Origin of the sequence: Blastopirellula sediminis, assembly GCF_020966755.1 — a bacterium.
Classification (GTDB): Bacteria; Planctomycetota; Planctomycetia; order Pirellulales; family Pirellulaceae; genus Blastopirellula; species Blastopirellula sediminis.
This window is the reverse complement of sequence record NZ_JAJKFT010000002.1, coordinates 699,682-713,892: the sequence shown is the minus strand read 5'-3', so window position 1 is coordinate 713,892 and position 14,211 is coordinate 699,682. Positions and strand designations below refer to the sequence as shown.

Below are 14,211 nucleotides of genomic sequence, written 5' to 3'. Positions count from 1 at the left end.
GGGCTTACGGCACGTAAAGGAATTCGTTGGAATTAAGCAGGATGTGGCAGAAGTCGACCCACGCGGCGTTGTCGGAACTGACCGCGGCGTCTCCAGAGACGAGATCGACTCCCCCTTCGAGCGAACGAAGCGAACCGGTCGGCTTTTCAAACTTCCAGTGGCCAACCACTTCGGCTACGTCGCCGCTGTTTTGGATTAGCAGTTGATCTTCGCTGAGGACCGCAGGGACAGCACGAACTTCGGCGACCAAGCCGTCGAACGAGCAGCTTTTCGTGCCGGTGCGACCGCCGATGACCAGCGGGTATTCATTGCGGAGCCCGGCGATGATTTCGGTCTTCACCACCGCCGTTTGCAGCGGCGCGTTCTCTTCCGAGAGGTCTTGGACGAAGAAACGAACCTCCGCGGCGCCCGAGTCGTCGCGAGCGTACTGCAAGCAGGCATAGTAGGGACGCCCCAGCTCTAAGTGAATGCCGGAGGGGAGGACTTCGTAGACCGTCTGGTCGAGCGAGTTGGCGCCGACCAGTTGCATGATCAAGTTCCGCGGCGTGTAGCGCGACTTCTTGCTGGTCACGCCGAAGTTCCAGCCAGGTTGGCTATTGCCGCCGTTCCACTGCGACGCGATCGTCCGGACCGAAGCGTCTTCGTAGAGCGAATCAAGCTGAACGATCGATTCGACGGTGAACGACGCGCCGGTAAAGTCTTGCAGACTGGCTGACAGTTGCGAAACTTCGGCGTCCGGCTTCAGGTGAACTCCCTGCTTGTCGACGCTCTTAAACTTGGCGATCGCCAGCGGCTTTTCTTTGGCGGAGTTTTCGCGAGTGATCGCGAGTTGCTCCTGGATGAACTCCTGCGCCCCTTCCAGTTCGGCGGTCGTCGGCTGTCGGCTGTAGGCGAGCATGTAGGCGGCGCGAATCCGCTCTTCGCTTGACTTGCCGGCTTTGCGGATCGCGGCGGTCATCGCCGTCGCTTGCTGTAGCGGGAAATCGCCGTTGATCAGCAGCAGCGATTGGGTCGGCGTCGTGGTCGTGTTGCGAGTCGCGGCGCTGCTGAAACGTTCGGGGAAATCGAACGCGTCCATCAGCGGTTCACGCGTGTTGCGAATCACTTTCATGTAGACGCTCCGCCGCGGCGTGGTGCCGCTGACGCTCGAACCGCCGGTGGTTCGGTCCAGCTTGCCGGCTGCGGCCAGCATCGCGTCGCGGACTTGTTCGGCCGACATGCGGCGAACCTGGTTGCGCCAATAGGTTTTGTTTTCGAGATCGAGCTTGTCCGATTCCGGCATGCGCGTCGACGCCAGTTGGTAGGTCTCCGAAGTGACCAGCATGCGGATCATCGACTTCATGCTTCGCCCCTGGTCGATGAACTCCTGCGACATCCAGTCGAGCAGCTCCGGATGCGAGGGAGGCGTGCCGAGATTGCCAAAGTCGTTCGGCGTTTCGACCAGACCGCGGCTAAAGCACCATTGCCAAAGGCGATTGGCGATCACGCGGCTGGCAAGCGCGTTGTTGTCGCTGGTGATCCAGCGGGCTAGTTCCGAGCGGCGACCGGTCGACTTGAGAGACGACTCGATCGAAACGGGAGAAGCGTCGAGCACCGTCAGGAAGTCGGGGGAGATTTCCCCCAAACGTTCTTTGCCGGTAATGAAGGTCGGCGGAGATTGCGGGCCGACGTCGCTGACCGAATAGATGGTCGGCAGACCGGCCGGCTTGGGGAACTTCGCCAGTTCTTCCTTCAGCTTCTTGTACTCTTCTTTCTTCGCGTCGTCGCCAACTTGCTCGCGGCGGCGGCTGATTTCCATGTTGACCTGTTCGTACGCCATCTCGACGATCTGATGCTCGTAGGGCGTACGCTCGGCCGGCGGCTTGTTCATCATGACCTGGATGTCGTCCGGGAACATCTCGGTCTGCTTCTTGATCGCGCCGGCGATCGGCTTCGCTTCCATCTCGTCGATCTTGGCCCGGATCTCGCGGGTATCTTCTTCCCACTTGGTGAGGGCCGCGTTGTACTTGGCGAGTTCGTCCGGCGTGACCGCAGGCACGTCGTTCCGCGGCAAAATCGGCGTGAAGAAGGCTTGCAGCTGGAAGTAGTCGCGCTGCAGCAGCGGGTCGAACTTGTGGTCATGGCACTTCGCACAACCCATCCCGACGCCGAGGAAGACGTCGCTGGTCGTGTCGGTGATGTCGTTCAGAATGATCTGCCACTGGGTGCGGACGTCGCGCTGGTTGTATTCGTAGATCCAGTGCCGCAGGAACCCGGTCGCGACGATCGCTTCGGGATTGTCCGGGGCGACTTCATCGCCGGCCAGCTGTTCGAGCACAAATTGATCGTACGGCTTGTCGTGGTTGAAGCTATTGATGACGTAGTCGCGATAGCGCCACGCATAAGGGCGATAGGCGTCTTGGCGGTAACCGTCCGATTCGGCATAGCGCACCAGGTCGAGCCAATGGGTCGCCATCCGTTCGCCGAAGTGTTGACTATCGAGGAGCGAATCGACCAGCGTTTCGTAGGCGTTGGGGGACTGGTCCGCCATGAACTTTTCGGTTTGCTCGGGAGTCGGCGGCAAGCCGGTCAGGTCAAAGCAAACGCGACGCAAGAGCGTCAGCTTGTCGGCCTTGGCGTTGGGAGTAATCCCCTTGGCCAACTGCTGCTGGCGAATGAAGCGATCGATCGGGTTGCGGTTCCAGCGCTCTTCGTCAATCTGCGGCGGGTTGACGCTGGCCAACGGCTGAAACGCCCAGTAGTGGCGATCTTCTTCGGTGATCTTGTCTTTGGCGGTGGTTCGAATCGGGGCGTCATTGCCGCCGGGCCACGGGGCGCCCATCTTCACCCACTTGGTGAGCAAAGCAATCTCGTTGTCGGGCATTTTGCCGGCCGGGGGCATCTCGAAGCTTTCGTAATTGATCGCTTCGATCAGGAGGCTTTCTTCCGGCTTGTGGGGCTCAATCGCGGCCCCGCTTTCGCCGCCCGAGAGAATCGCGCCGCGGGAATCAAGGCGCAGTCCCCCCTTCTCCGACTCATCGCTGTGGCATTCAAAACAGCGCTTGATCAGGAGCGGGCGAATGTCGTTTTCGAAAAAAGCGGCTTGCTCCTTGCTGATTTCTTCCGCACGGACGAAGCCTGTCGAAATCAGGAAGGCAAGAGAGCAGAAAAACGCAGCGTAATGCTTGGGTGCGTTCATAGCTTCGCTTGTTAGAGGGTGGGATTAGCCGCCGTAAAAAAAGAGGGCGGTATTGAGGAAGGTGGGAGCTAATTCTAGTTGTTTTTGTACAAAACTGCAATTGAAATATGGGTGAAAGTCCCTCGGAAATCACTTGTTTGCGCGCAAGTTAGTGCCTCTCGGACTCCTTTTCGAGCTCACGCGGACGAATAATCCCTACCAGTTCCCACTCCCGGCCAGAAAAGGCCCCTTTCCAGCTCTCGGCGGCGGTCTGAAACAGGACCGCGACGCCGGTCGCCATGTCGATCGTCTCGCCGGCAAGTTGGCTCGCGAGCATCTCCCAACCGGGGTTATGCCCCAAGAAGAGGGCGGTCGCACAAGAGTCAGGAAGTTGGATCGCGGCGCTGACTACCTCGGAATAGCCGCTGAGGTAGAGACTTTGATCGAAGATGACTTGCGGCGTCGGCGAAAAGTGGTCCTTCATCCGCTCCCATGTTTCGACGGTCCGCTGCGCGTCGCTCGAGACGACCACCTCCGGCGTCCAGTCGCGGCTTTGCAACTCGGCGGCGACCAGCGGCGCGGCGGCGCGTCCGCGTTTGTTCAGGGGGCGCTCATGGTCGGAAATCCCTTGGGGCCAAGCGCTCTTCGCATGACGCATCACAATCAATCTTCGCTGCAGCATGGGGGGCATTCGTCCAATGTGGGGGACATTATGAGGAGCATCGTTCCCTGCGCTACAAATCGCCGGGTCGAGTCCCCTAAGGTCGCGATTTAGGTCATCGTGAACAGTTTCGGAATTTGTTATCTTGAGCGGAGGAAGTACTTTCCAGTTCTCGAATTATCGTCGATCGCTGACGCCGCGAAAGGATAAAGCGCCGCCGCATGAAGAAAATCGTCGACACGCACTCCGATCTGCGGCTATCGCCGGGCGATAAGCTCGCGGCGATCGATATTGGCTCGAACAGTTTGCGTCTGGTCGTCGCCCAGGTGACGCCTGGTCCTGACTATCGCGTGCTGGACGAAGAACGCCAATCGACGCGGTTGGCCCGCAGCGTCAGTTCGACCGGTCGCCTGGACGAAGAGTCGATTCAGGAATCGCTCGACGCGCTCCGCCGCTTCAAGAAGATCGCCTCCGGCTTTGATGTGAACTTCACGAAGACGATCGCTACTTGCGCCGTGCGGGAAGCGGAAAATGGCACCGAGTTTTGTGCGCGGGCGTCGGCCGACGTCGGCCTGGACATCGACGTCATCTCGGCCGAGCAAGAAGGGCAGCTCGCCTTCTTGAGCGTCGCGCGGGCGTTCGACATTACCGACCGCAACATCGCCATCGCCGACATCGGCGGCGGCAGCACCGAGATCATCCTGGCTTCGGCCGGGCACGTCGATCAGATCTTCGCGACGCAGTTGGGGGCGGTGCGAATGACTGAGCTCTACGGTCCGCAGACGACGCTGTTCGAGCAGCCGGACGATTACAAGCGGATGACCGAGGAAGTCGATCGGGAGCTGAGAAAGACGATCAAAAAGAAGCCGTTCGTCCCGCAGGCGATGTACGGCACCGGCGGCACCTTTACGACCCTCGCTGCGATGATGATGGCGCACAAGGGAGAGGTCGGTCAGCCGGAATGGGGTTATCGGATCACGCATGCCGACGTCAGTCACATGCTCGATACCCTGAAGAAAATGAACATGAAGCAGCGCCGCAGCGTCGCTGGACTGAACGCCGATCGCGCCGACATCATCGTCGCCGGTTTGATCATCATCGATCGAATGATGGCCCGCTTGGAAGTCAACGTGCTGCACGTCCATGATCGCGGCATCCGTGACGGGCTGATCATCTCGATGATCGACCCGACCGACGACGCGCGGGTCTCGGAAGAAGACTCGAAGCAGGAGATGGAGTTCTTCGCCAAAAGCTGCGGCGTCGACATGCCGCATACGCTGCATGTGGCGAACCTGGCGGTCGAACTGTACGAACAACTGGCCGAACCGCTGAAGCTGTCGCCGGCCGACGCACGGCTGATCTATGCGTCGGCGGTGCTGCAGGACGTCGGCTACCTGATCAACTACGAAAAGCATCACAAGCATAGCTACAACCTGATTCTCAACAGCCAACTGCCGGGGCTGTCGCGGCATGAGCTGGAACTTGTCGCCAACGTCGCGCGGTACCATCGCGGCTCGAACCCGAAACGGAAGCATCGCAACTTCACGCGACTGTCGCCGGAAGACCAGGAGCGCGTTCGCGCACTCGCTTCGATCTTGCGCCTGGCTGGCGCCCTCGATCGAAGCCATAGCCAGCATGTGAAAGCGGTCAAAGCGGAGACGACGCTGACGCAAGTCAAATTGATCCTTACTGCCCAGGGAGACGCCGAGGTTGACGTCTGGGCCGCTCGTAGCCGAGCCGAGTTCTTTGAGAAGGTCTTCAATTTGGAAGTCGTCGTTTGCGTAGGAAAGCCGACTTCGACGAGCGCAAGTGCGGGAGCGCCGGCAAGTTGACGATCAAGAAAGCGAAATGGCTGGAGGGGATCAAACCCGATACGCTCATCTCTGAGGTTGCGCGCGTCGCACTCGCAGAGCGTCTCGGCCTGGTGATCTATTATCTTCCGCTGGCCGCCAAACGCCCCGACGAAGACGTCGAGTACGTTCATCAACTGCGCGTATCGGTCCGACGCTCGCAAGCGGCGCTCGAGCTGTTTCAGCCGCTCGCGCCGCTGCGCCGCAGCGAAAAACTGCGCAAGCGTCTGAAAAAGATCCGCCGTGCCGCCGGGGAACCGCGTGATCTGGACGTCTTCATCGCCCGGATTGCGGCGAAGAAGAACAAAGGGGAATCGAACGGGGCGCAGCGGACGCTGAAGTTTCTGCGGTCGCTCCGCAAAGAGGCGCAAACGCAGCTGTTGGAAGTCGCCGAGTGGGCGAGCCAAAAAGATCTGGGACAAAAGTTCACGCGGTTCGTTCCTCGTTTGCGCTGGCGCGACTCGGGCCAGGAAGAATCGCTTCGCACGATCGCGCCGCTCTATCTCGACTCGATCGTCCTGCAGTTCTTTTACCAGGCCGAACAAACGCTGGCGGCGCCCGATACGCTGCATCAACTGCGGATCGAAGCGAAGCGGTTGCGGTACGCGATGGAATTGATGTCGGACGCCTTTGAGCCCGGCTTTCGTCAGGACCTTTATCCTTACTTCGAAAACGTCCAGGAACGGCTCGGCGAGATCAACGATCATGCGACCGCCATCAACAAGATCGGCGCCTGGGCGAAAAAGACCGACGACGCCGTCGTCGCCGAATTCTTGCAGGCCGCCATCGCCGGCGAAGAAGAGTCGTATCACCGCGGCAGCGAAACGTTCCGCCAATGGTGGACGCCGGGGCTGATCTCCGACCTGAAACAGCGTTTCGACCGCTATCTCCGCGTTCCCAATGACTAACGCTGGTCGCTGCGAGTAGCGATAATAGAACGCATGGAACCGGAACTGATTCAGCATCTGCGCAATTCGCTCGCCTCCAGTCCGCGGCTGCGCATCGGCCTGGGAGACGACGCGGCGATCCTGCATTGGCACGATCGAGAAGACCTGGTCGTGACGACCGATTTGATTTCGGACGAGATCGATTTTCTCCTCGCCGAAGTCGACCCGCGTCGCGTCGGCCGCAAGGCGCTGGCGGTGAATTTGAGCGACCTGGCCGCCATGGGCGCCGAGCCGATCGCCGCCGTTGTGTCGCTGCTGCTGCCGAAGCGACCGCCGCAAGGGACAACCCTTGAGTTGGCCACCAAACTGTACGAAGGAATGCTTCCCCTCTGCGAACAGTTTGATTGCGTCGTCGCCGGCGGCGATACCAACAGCTGGAGCGGTCCGCTGGCGATCAGCGTCACCGCGTTTGGTTCGTGCGGCGCAGCGCCTCCCCTGCTCCGCAGCGCGGCGAAACCAGGAGACGTCTTGTTGGTCACCGGTCAGCTTGGCGGCAGCATCGTGGGACATCATTTCGATTTCACGCCGCGGGTGAACGAAGCGCGGAAGTTGGCGGTCGAGGGATTGGCTCACGCGGCTATGGACATCAGCGACGGGCTGTTGCTTGATCTCTCGCGGATGCTGAAAGAAAGCGCCGTCTCGGCGGTCGTCGATCTGCCGGCGGTTCCCGTTTCGCCGGCCGCGGCGAAGTTGGCCGAAAGCTCGGGCAAAACGCCGCTTCAGCATGCCCTGAGCGACGGCGAAGACTTTGAGTTGCTCTTTACGGCGTCTCCGGAGGCGGCTGCCAAGTTGGCGTCGGAAGGGCTGCTCGGGACTTCGGTCACGGTGATCGGAACCCTTGTTGCCGGCGAAGGGATTTGGGCCGATCATGTAGGGGGAAAACGCTTGGAGCCGCAAGGATTTTTGCATCAATGAACGACGTCGATACGCGACAACTGGAACTGACCCTCACCTCGGAAGCCGACACCGATCGGCTCGGCGGTCTGTTGGCCGAACTGCTTCCGGACGGCACGACTGTGGCGCTGCTCGGCACGCTTGGCGCCGGCAAGACGCGGCTGGTGAAAGCGATCGCCTCTGCCTGCGAGATCGATCCCCAAGCGGTGATCAGCCCGACCTTCGTTCTGGTGCAAGAGTACGACGCCAAGCGGCAGCTCTACCACATGGACGCCTACCGCATCAAAGATGACGACGAGTTTCTCGAGCTCGGTCCCGAAGAGTACTTCAACTCCGAGGGGATCACGTTCGTCGAATGGGCCGACCGCGTCATCGGCTGCATGCCGCGCAGCTACGTCGAGATCGAAATCTTCGTAACCGGCGAAACCGACCGCCGCGTCGTAATCGCCGCCAAGGGAAAAGCCCCGGCGGAATGGCTGGCGACGCTAGCCAGCCGGTGGCAGTAAACGATTAGCTGGCGCCATGCTCTTGCGGCGTCTTCGCCGGATGAGCATGTCTTGGCCCAATTAAGACGCGTTGAAGACATGCTCTTCTCGCGAAGACGCGATAAGAGCATGGCGCCCGGCTCCACCCACCCTACGAAACGGGAACGCCCCCAATCGCGCACAAAATCTAGTATCACCCCGCCAGAATCTCGACTAGATTAGAATGCTCCCCACCCAGTCCCTTCCTACCGCCTCCCTTCCTCGCGGAAATCCCATGAAAACGAAACGCCGCCTCTCGTGTGGATCGATCGTCCCCTCCTTCGCGCGTCTGACGTTAGCGCTGCTGGTTCTCGGGGGCTTTAGCCTTAGCCAAGCCGCCGCGCAAACGTCGGCGGAATGGACGCAATTCCGGGGGCCGACCGGACAAGGGATCGCCGACGGTCATGCGCTGCCGACCCAGTGGGACGCCGAGAAAAACGTCACCTGGCGGAAAGAGCTGCCCGGCGTCGGTTGGTCTTCGCCGGTGGTGGCCGATGGCCGCATCTACCTGACGACGGCCGTTCCGCTCGGTGAGGAGAAGAAGCCCGATCAATCGCTCCGCGCCCTTTGTCTCAGCGCCGACTCGGGCGACATCCTCTGGGACGTCGAGGTCTTCCTCGAAGCCGGCGAAACCGCGCCGAAGATTCATAGCAAGAACAGCCACGCCAGCCCGACGTCGATTCTGGAAGGGGAATTCGTCTATGTCCACTTTGGGCACATGGGGACCGCCTGCCTGCGGAAGAAGGATGGCTCGATCGTCTGGCAGACGCAGGAGAACTCGTACAAGCCGACGCACGGCAACGGCGGCTCGCCGGTGCTGTTCGGCGATAAGCTGATTTTCGGCATCGACGGGCAAGACAAGCAGGAAGTGATCGCGCTCGACAAGGCGACCGGCAAGGTTGCGTGGCAAACGCCGCGGAATGTGCCAGACCTGCCGAAGTACTTTACCTTCAGCACGCCGCTATTGATCGAAGTGAACGGTCAGACGCAGCTCCTTTCGCAAGGGAGCGGCGCCATCATGTCGGTTGATCCTAGCAGCGGCGAAGAGATCTGGCGCGTTAAGTATGACCTTGGCTACTCGATCGTTCCGCGACCGGTCTTCGCCAACGGCCTGGTTTACGTCTGCACCGGCTACGACCGCTCAACCTTGGTCGCCATTCGTCCGGATGGCCATGGCGACGTGACCGAAACGCATGTCGAGTACATCGTCGATCGCAACGTTCCGTACAATCCTTCGCCGGTCGTGATTGGCGATGCGCTTTACATGGTCTCGGACAACGGGATTCTCTCCTGTCTCGACTGCGCGACCGGCGATGTCCGTTGGAAGGAACGGATCGGCGGCAACTTCTCGACCTCGCTGCTGGCCGCCGGCGATCTGATCTACATGATGGACGAAGCGGGCATGACGACCGTCGTAAAGGCGGGAGACGAATACCAGGAAGTCGCCAAGAACGACCTGAAAGAACGGGCGCTGGCCAGCTTCGGCATCGACAAAAACGCAATCCTGCTGCGAACCGAGAAAGCCCTCTACCGAATCGAGAACAAATAACCGACTCGATTCGCTACTCTCTCTTTCCACTAGCCCGCAGCGCCAGCAAGGGAATGCGGCCGCAGGAAATCATTATCTGCATTACGATCAAGAAAACAAAATCGCGTGGCGGCGCCATTGCATCGCCACGCGATCGTTTCGCTTCTGATTAGTTACCAGGGACGAGTCTTACGCCCCCGCCGACGCTCGGCGACTTCGTTTCCCTTCCAGCGGGAAGTCAAGCTTATTGGATCCTGACTTTACTTCGACCGAGAGCGTCGTCTCGTCGTTGTACTGGACCGGGACCGTTTCCTTGCGAGCGGCGACAAACTCATCTCCCCCTTCGCCGCCGCTGGCGCTGCGCTGAGAGGTGATGCGGACCGAGTGCTTCCCGAGCACGGCGCCGGGCGTGTCGGCGCGGAACTGCAACGAATAGTTGCCGCCGCCGTCGGTCAGTCCGATCGAAGGTCGGCCGTTTTCGGGGATGAATTCGACCGTCGCGCCATCCAGCGGCTCACCGTTCAAGGTGACGTGGCCGGTCACTTCGCCCAGCGGCGGCGTATTGGCGTCTCCACCGCAACCGATCGCCGCGACGACTACTGCCGCGGCGAGAAATAGAGTAGATGCTCGCATGGATTAGTACTCCCCAATCACGCCGCCGTCAGCCATCCCGACCAGCCGCTCCAGCGTGCTGTTGGTCGTCCAAGAGCCGTCGTTGCTCAGGTCAACCGTATCGCTGATGAAGTGGCAGGAACCGTCGCCAAACAGAAACTGGCAGCCCCCCGGGTGTTGACTGCTGAACGCCATGCTTCGCTCGCCATTGGGCGAAGTGAGCGCAACGTTCATCGGATAGCGAACCGATCCAGCGATCGTCATCACCCCTTGGTTCCAGGCCACGTTGCCTGAATCCTGAGCCGAGGGCCCTTTCGTGTCTTTGTCACGAACGGCGTACAGCGTTCCGGCCGACATCCGCACTTTGCCGCTGAGCCACGATCGTTCGCCGACGAGAAACGTGTTGCTCAAGCCGTCGGTGAAATCGCGGAACTTGGTCCCACTGTCGCGATAGAAGGGACCGATGTTGCCGGTGGTTCCTTTGGTCAGGTCAGACGCTTGCTTCTGGCGAACGTTCGCGATGTTGACCGACACGACGTAGTTCGTCAGGCCCAAGCCGTAGTTGCCGCTGCCGCTGCTGTTCGAGATCGCGTAGCCCGGGTCGACGCTCGGGTTATGGAAATCAGGCCCCGGGGCCGAAGGGCAACGGAAGTTTTCGTTGACGTTCTGGAATACCTTCTGGTTGGCGACGATCGCATCCGAAGGGGTCCGCGTGTTGGGCGACAACGCATCGTACGTGTTTTGCTGTTCCATGAACGGCAGGATGAAGGCCGACCACGACCAGTGCCCGATGTTGTCGACGCTGGGAGTGATCTGGATGTACATCGGCGGCAGCTTGCCGTAGGTGTCGTGATAGTTGTGGAACGCCAGACCGAGCTGCTTCAGATTGTTGTTGCATTGCATCCGGCGAGCCGCTTCGCGGGCCTGCTGGACGGCTGGAAGGAGGAGAGCGATGAGTACGCCAATGATTGCGATGACGACGAGAAGTTCGACCAAGGTAAAACCAGGTCTGCGGACGCATTTATTTCGCATGCTGATAACCCCGTAAGGAAAAGATAAAGAGAAAAAGGATGAGTTCCTCGCCACCTGAGCCGGGGAGGAAAGGGAAATATATTAAGTAAAAGGAGATTTTTATACAGGCACTTAGGGGGGCGTATGTTTGCATGATTCAGCGCTGATGTGTTCCTTTGCCATCAGAGCGGCGGGTAATGCGGCGAAAAAGTCGGGATCCAGCCGCTTAAGGTCCAGCGTCGGCCCTGCAGACCGGGGAGTTGGTGGTTCTTAGGGGGTGGCGAAAATAACCACAAAAACCTTTGGTTTTTTAAAGATTTACCTATACGTGAATCGCGTCTTCTCTTTCAACTAGTTCACAGCGGAAGCAAGAGAATCCGGGCCGCCGGTCCAAAGAAGTCGGAGGCGAGAAGAAGGTTGCGCAGAAAGCTGCCGGAACCTACGCTGCGATCAAGAACGCAAAAACGCGTGTCGACGCAATTGCGCCGACACGCGTTTAATTCGTTTCCACTTGGTTAGCCAGGTATGGTGCGTACCTACGCGCCCTGCCTTTTACGCCCCCGACGAAGCCTTTCCGGTTCGCTTGCCTTCGAGCGGAAAGTCGAAGGTGTTGCTTCCCGAGGTGACTTCGACTTCGAGGGTCGTTTTGTCGTTGTACTGCGACGGGACCGTTTCCGCGCGGGCTTCGACCAGAGGTTCTCCCCCTTCGCCGCCGCTACGACCGCGCTGCGACGTGATGCGGACCGAATGCTTGCCGATGACGGCGCCGGGCGCATCAGCGCGGAACAGCAACGTGTAGTTGCCGCTGGCGTCGGTAAAGCCGGTCGAAGGACGACCTCCTTGCGGGATAAATTCGACGGTGGCGCCATCCAGCGGTTGGCCGTTCAACGTGACGTTGCCGGTCACTTTGCCCAGCGGAGGCGTATTGGCGTCGCCGCCGCAACCGATCGCCGCAACGACTACCGCCGCGGCGAGAAATAGACTTGCAGCTCGCTTCATTAGTATTCTCCAATCACGTCGCCATCGGCCATGCCGACCAGTCGTTCCAGCGTGCTGTTGGTGTTCCAGGCGCTGTCGTTGCTGAGGTCAACGGTGTCGGCGATAAAGTGGGTCGAACCGTCGCCAAACAGGAATTGCGCGCCGCCGGGATGCTGGCTGCTGAACGCGTTATTCTGCTCTTGGTTGGGCGAAGGAAGAATGACGTTGATCGGATAGCGAACCGATCCGGCGATCGTGACCACTCCTTGGTTCCAGGAGGCGCCTACGTCTTGCGCCGAAGGACCAGTCATGTTCGCGTCACGAACGGCGTACAGCACGCCGGCCGAGTTACGCACGCCGTTCTTCGTCCACGAACGTTCGCCGGCGAGGAAAGTGTTGCTCAAGCCGTCGGTAAAGTCGCGGAACTTGGTCGCACTATCGCGAAAGAACGGACCGATGTTCCCGGTCGTTCCGGTTCGGCCGTCGGTCGACTTCCTCTGGCGAACGTTCGCGATATTGACCGAGACGATGTAGTTGGAGAGGCCAAGACCCGTATTGGTCGTGCTGTTATCGGGCTCAATTGCGTAGCCCGGGTCGAGGGCGGGGTCATGGAAATCGGGACCCGGCGCCGACGGACAGCGGAAGCTGTTGTTGACGTTTTGGAAGACCGTCTTGTTGGCCACCATCGATTGGCTGGGAGTTAACGTGTTCGGCGAGAGCGCGTCGTAGGTGGTGGTTTGTTCAATGAACGGCAACAGGAAGACCGACCAAGCCCAGTGCCCTTTGTTGTCCGGAACGGCGGGCACGATCTGGATGTACATCGGCGGCAGTTTGCCGTAGGTGTCGTGATAGTTATGGAAAGCCAGGCCAAGCTGCTTCAGATTGTTCGTGCACTGCATCCGGCGGGCCGCTTCGCGGGCCTGCTGTACGGCCGGAAGCAAGAGGGCGATGAGAACGCCGATGATGGCGATCACAACGAGGAGTTCGACCAGGGTAAAACCTGATGAACGAGCGGTCTTGTTTCGCATGTAGGTAACCAGTGTGAAGAAGGAAGAATAAAGCGAATGAGTGCTATTACGCACCCACAAATGGGCGTGGATGGATCAGGGAAAATATATTAAGAAAAATTAGATTTTGCACCCCGACTTAAGGGGGTGTCCATGTGCATAGTGCAGCGGCAATGGGGACTATTGCGACATGAAGGGCAGGTAAGGCGTCACGAATCGGCAAAATAAGCCATTTAAGCGAAACGGGACCTGCTTCGATGGAGGGAGCTATTCCCCTCAAAGTGGTAAAGAAATCAACCGCCATCGTGTATATTTTTTTTGAGATTTCTGGTTCCGATGAGGTGATTGCCATCCCCATGACCAATGCACAGTTTGCGACAGTTCTATTTGTCCTGCTCGGTTGGGTAAGTTTTGGCGTCTCGCCGACGCGATCGGACGAAGTTAGCGATGACGATCGCTCGCATGTTGGATCGGAAATGTTCCAATTGCCGAGGAAAGGAACCACCTGGAACTTCTTCGTGAATTACTCGAGCGTCAACGGCGACGTCCACCAGGTGAAGTCGGACGTGATCATTGCCTGCAAGTCAGGCGGAAGCGGCAAAGCGTCAGTTCAGTGTTCCGGATCGAAAGCATACGTCACCCTGGGTGACAATTTGAGGTTCACTACCAAGCGCGGCGTGTTGCTGATCGAACATGCCGTTGGCAGCTACGAACTGAGCGACGCCGAGATTGAGAAGAACTATCGCGATCCACAGGCGGATGAAAAAACCAAAACGCAAATCGAGAAGCTGTTTCGGGAGAATGGCCTTTAGGGACGCGGCCTTTGCAACACTAACCCGAGGCGCGAGCCGAGGGAAAACGCTCGAAAATCAGTAATAAACCGTGCAAAAAAACGAGAGCGTTGGAGCATCTTTCTCATCACACCGCCCCTAACTTTGTCGCTTGACAAAGCGCACGCACTCGTGGTCGATTTCCCCATGACGAATTGGAAATCGAATCCCGCCGAAAACGCAATTCGCGCTGGCGGAATCGATGGAACGTA

Annotated in this window: 12 protein-coding genes; 6 read left to right on the top strand and 6 right to left on the bottom strand. The window is 59.3% G+C overall.

Features of this window, described 5'->3' with window-relative positions:
• Positions 1–4: 4 nt before the first annotated feature.
• Both LOC68_RS03280 and LOC68_RS03275 read right to left on the bottom strand, forming a co-directional pair.
• Complete coding sequence (locus LOC68_RS03280) at positions 5–3,178, bottom strand: DUF1549 domain-containing protein (protein ID WP_230215746.1); 3,174 nt, start codon at positions 3,176–3,178, stop codon at positions 5–7.
• A 148-nt stretch (positions 3,179–3,326) separates the two neighbouring features.
• Positions 3,327–3,839, bottom strand: a complete 513-nt coding sequence (locus tag LOC68_RS03275; protein WP_230215744.1) for a SixA phosphatase family protein — start codon at positions 3,837–3,839, stop codon at positions 3,327–3,329.
• A 200-nt stretch (positions 3,840–4,039) separates the two neighbouring features.
• Between LOC68_RS03275 and LOC68_RS03270 the strand changes: the two genes are divergently transcribed.
• From LOC68_RS03270 to LOC68_RS03250, 5 genes are all read left to right on the top strand, one after another.
• Entirely contained in the window at positions 4,040–5,650 is a 1,611-nt protein-coding gene (locus tag LOC68_RS03270) for a Ppx/GppA phosphatase family protein (protein ID WP_230215743.1), read from the top strand.
• Positions 5,596–6,576 carry a CHAD domain-containing protein gene (locus LOC68_RS03265; protein WP_230215741.1) on the top strand — a complete coding sequence of 327 codons (981 nt, stop codon included), beginning with the start codon at positions 5,596–5,598 and terminating at the stop codon, positions 6,574–6,576. Before LOC68_RS03270 ends, LOC68_RS03265 begins: the two co-directional genes overlap by 55 nt.
• A 33-nt stretch (positions 6,577–6,609) precedes the next feature.
• Positions 6,610–7,530 (top strand): thiamine-phosphate kinase, encoded by a 921-nt coding sequence (thiL, locus tag LOC68_RS03260; RefSeq protein ID WP_230215739.1) that lies wholly within the window; start codon positions 6,610–6,612, stop codon positions 7,528–7,530.
• On the top strand, positions 7,527–8,015 hold the full coding sequence (gene tsaE / locus LOC68_RS03255) for a tRNA (adenosine(37)-N6)-threonylcarbamoyltransferase complex ATPase subunit type 1 TsaE (RefSeq protein WP_230215737.1): 489 nt from the start codon (positions 7,527–7,529) through the stop codon (positions 8,013–8,015). Before thiL ends, tsaE begins: the two co-directional genes overlap by 4 nt.
• Before the next feature lie 253 nt (positions 8,016–8,268).
• Positions 8,269–9,582 carry a PQQ-binding-like beta-propeller repeat protein gene (locus LOC68_RS03250; RefSeq protein WP_230215735.1) on the top strand — a complete coding sequence of 438 codons (1,314 nt, stop codon included), beginning with the start codon at positions 8,269–8,271 and terminating at the stop codon, positions 9,580–9,582.
• A 168-nt stretch (positions 9,583–9,750) separates the two neighbouring features.
• On the opposite strand, the gene LOC68_RS03245 is transcribed toward LOC68_RS03250, so the two are convergent.
• The 4 genes from LOC68_RS03245 to LOC68_RS03230 all read right to left on the bottom strand — a co-directional run bounded on the left by LOC68_RS03245 (position 9,751) and on the right by LOC68_RS03230 (position 13,190).
• Positions 9,751–10,194 carry a carboxypeptidase regulatory-like domain-containing protein gene (locus LOC68_RS03245; RefSeq protein ID WP_230215732.1) on the bottom strand — a complete coding sequence of 148 codons (444 nt, stop codon included), beginning with the start codon at positions 10,192–10,194 and terminating at the stop codon, positions 9,751–9,753.
• Positions 10,195–10,197: 3 nt separating this feature from the next.
• A complete protein-coding gene (locus tag LOC68_RS03240) occupies positions 10,198–11,205 on the bottom strand; it encodes a DUF1559 domain-containing protein (protein ID WP_230215730.1) in 1,008 nt (335 codons plus the stop codon).
• Between the two features lie 531 nt (positions 11,206–11,736).
• Positions 11,737–12,183: a DUF4198 domain-containing protein gene (locus tag LOC68_RS03235; RefSeq protein WP_230215728.1), complete on the bottom strand. Its 447-nt coding sequence runs from the start codon at positions 12,181–12,183 to the stop codon at positions 11,737–11,739.
• Positions 12,183–13,190, bottom strand: coding sequence for a DUF1559 domain-containing protein (locus tag LOC68_RS03230; protein ID WP_230215726.1), 1,008 nt, complete (start codon positions 13,188–13,190; stop codon positions 12,183–12,185). Before LOC68_RS03230 ends, LOC68_RS03235 begins: the two co-directional genes overlap by 1 nt.
• A gap of 236 nt (positions 13,191–13,426) precedes the next feature.
• Between LOC68_RS03230 and LOC68_RS03225 the strand changes: the two genes are divergently transcribed.
• Positions 13,427–13,981 (top strand): hypothetical protein, encoded by a 555-nt coding sequence (locus LOC68_RS03225; protein WP_230215724.1) that lies wholly within the window; start codon positions 13,427–13,429, stop codon positions 13,979–13,981.
• Positions 13,982–14,211: the final 230 nt, after the last annotated feature.

Coding starts and splice junctions, on each gene's coding strand:
- LOC68_RS03280 (WP_230215746.1), bottom strand. CDS start 3,178: ATGAACGCACCCAAGCATTACGCTGCGTTTTTCTGCTCTCTTGCCTTC.
- LOC68_RS03275 (WP_230215744.1), bottom strand. CDS start 3,839: ATGCTGCAGCGAAGATTGATTGTGATGCGTCATGCGAAGAGCGCTTGG.
- LOC68_RS03270 (WP_230215743.1), top strand. CDS start 4,040: ATGAAGAAAATCGTCGACACGCACTCCGATCTGCGGCTATCGCCGGGC.
- thiL (WP_230215739.1), top strand. CDS start 6,610: ATGGAACCGGAACTGATTCAGCATCTGCGCAATTCGCTCGCCTCCAGT.
- tsaE (WP_230215737.1), top strand. CDS start 7,527: ATGAACGACGTCGATACGCGACAACTGGAACTGACCCTCACCTCGGAA.
- LOC68_RS03250 (WP_230215735.1), top strand. CDS start 8,269: ATGAAAACGAAACGCCGCCTCTCGTGTGGATCGATCGTCCCCTCCTTC.
- LOC68_RS03245 (WP_230215732.1), bottom strand. CDS start 10,194: ATGCGAGCATCTACTCTATTTCTCGCCGCGGCAGTAGTCGTCGCGGCG.
- LOC68_RS03240 (WP_230215730.1), bottom strand. CDS start 11,205: ATGCGAAATAAATGCGTCCGCAGACCTGGTTTTACCTTGGTCGAACTT.
- LOC68_RS03235 (WP_230215728.1), bottom strand. CDS start 12,183: ATGAAGCGAGCTGCAAGTCTATTTCTCGCCGCGGCGGTAGTCGTTGCG.
- LOC68_RS03230 (WP_230215726.1), bottom strand. CDS start 13,190: ATGCGAAACAAGACCGCTCGTTCATCAGGTTTTACCCTGGTCGAACTC.
- LOC68_RS03225 (WP_230215724.1), top strand. CDS start 13,427: ATGGAGGGAGCTATTCCCCTCAAAGTGGTAAAGAAATCAACCGCCATC.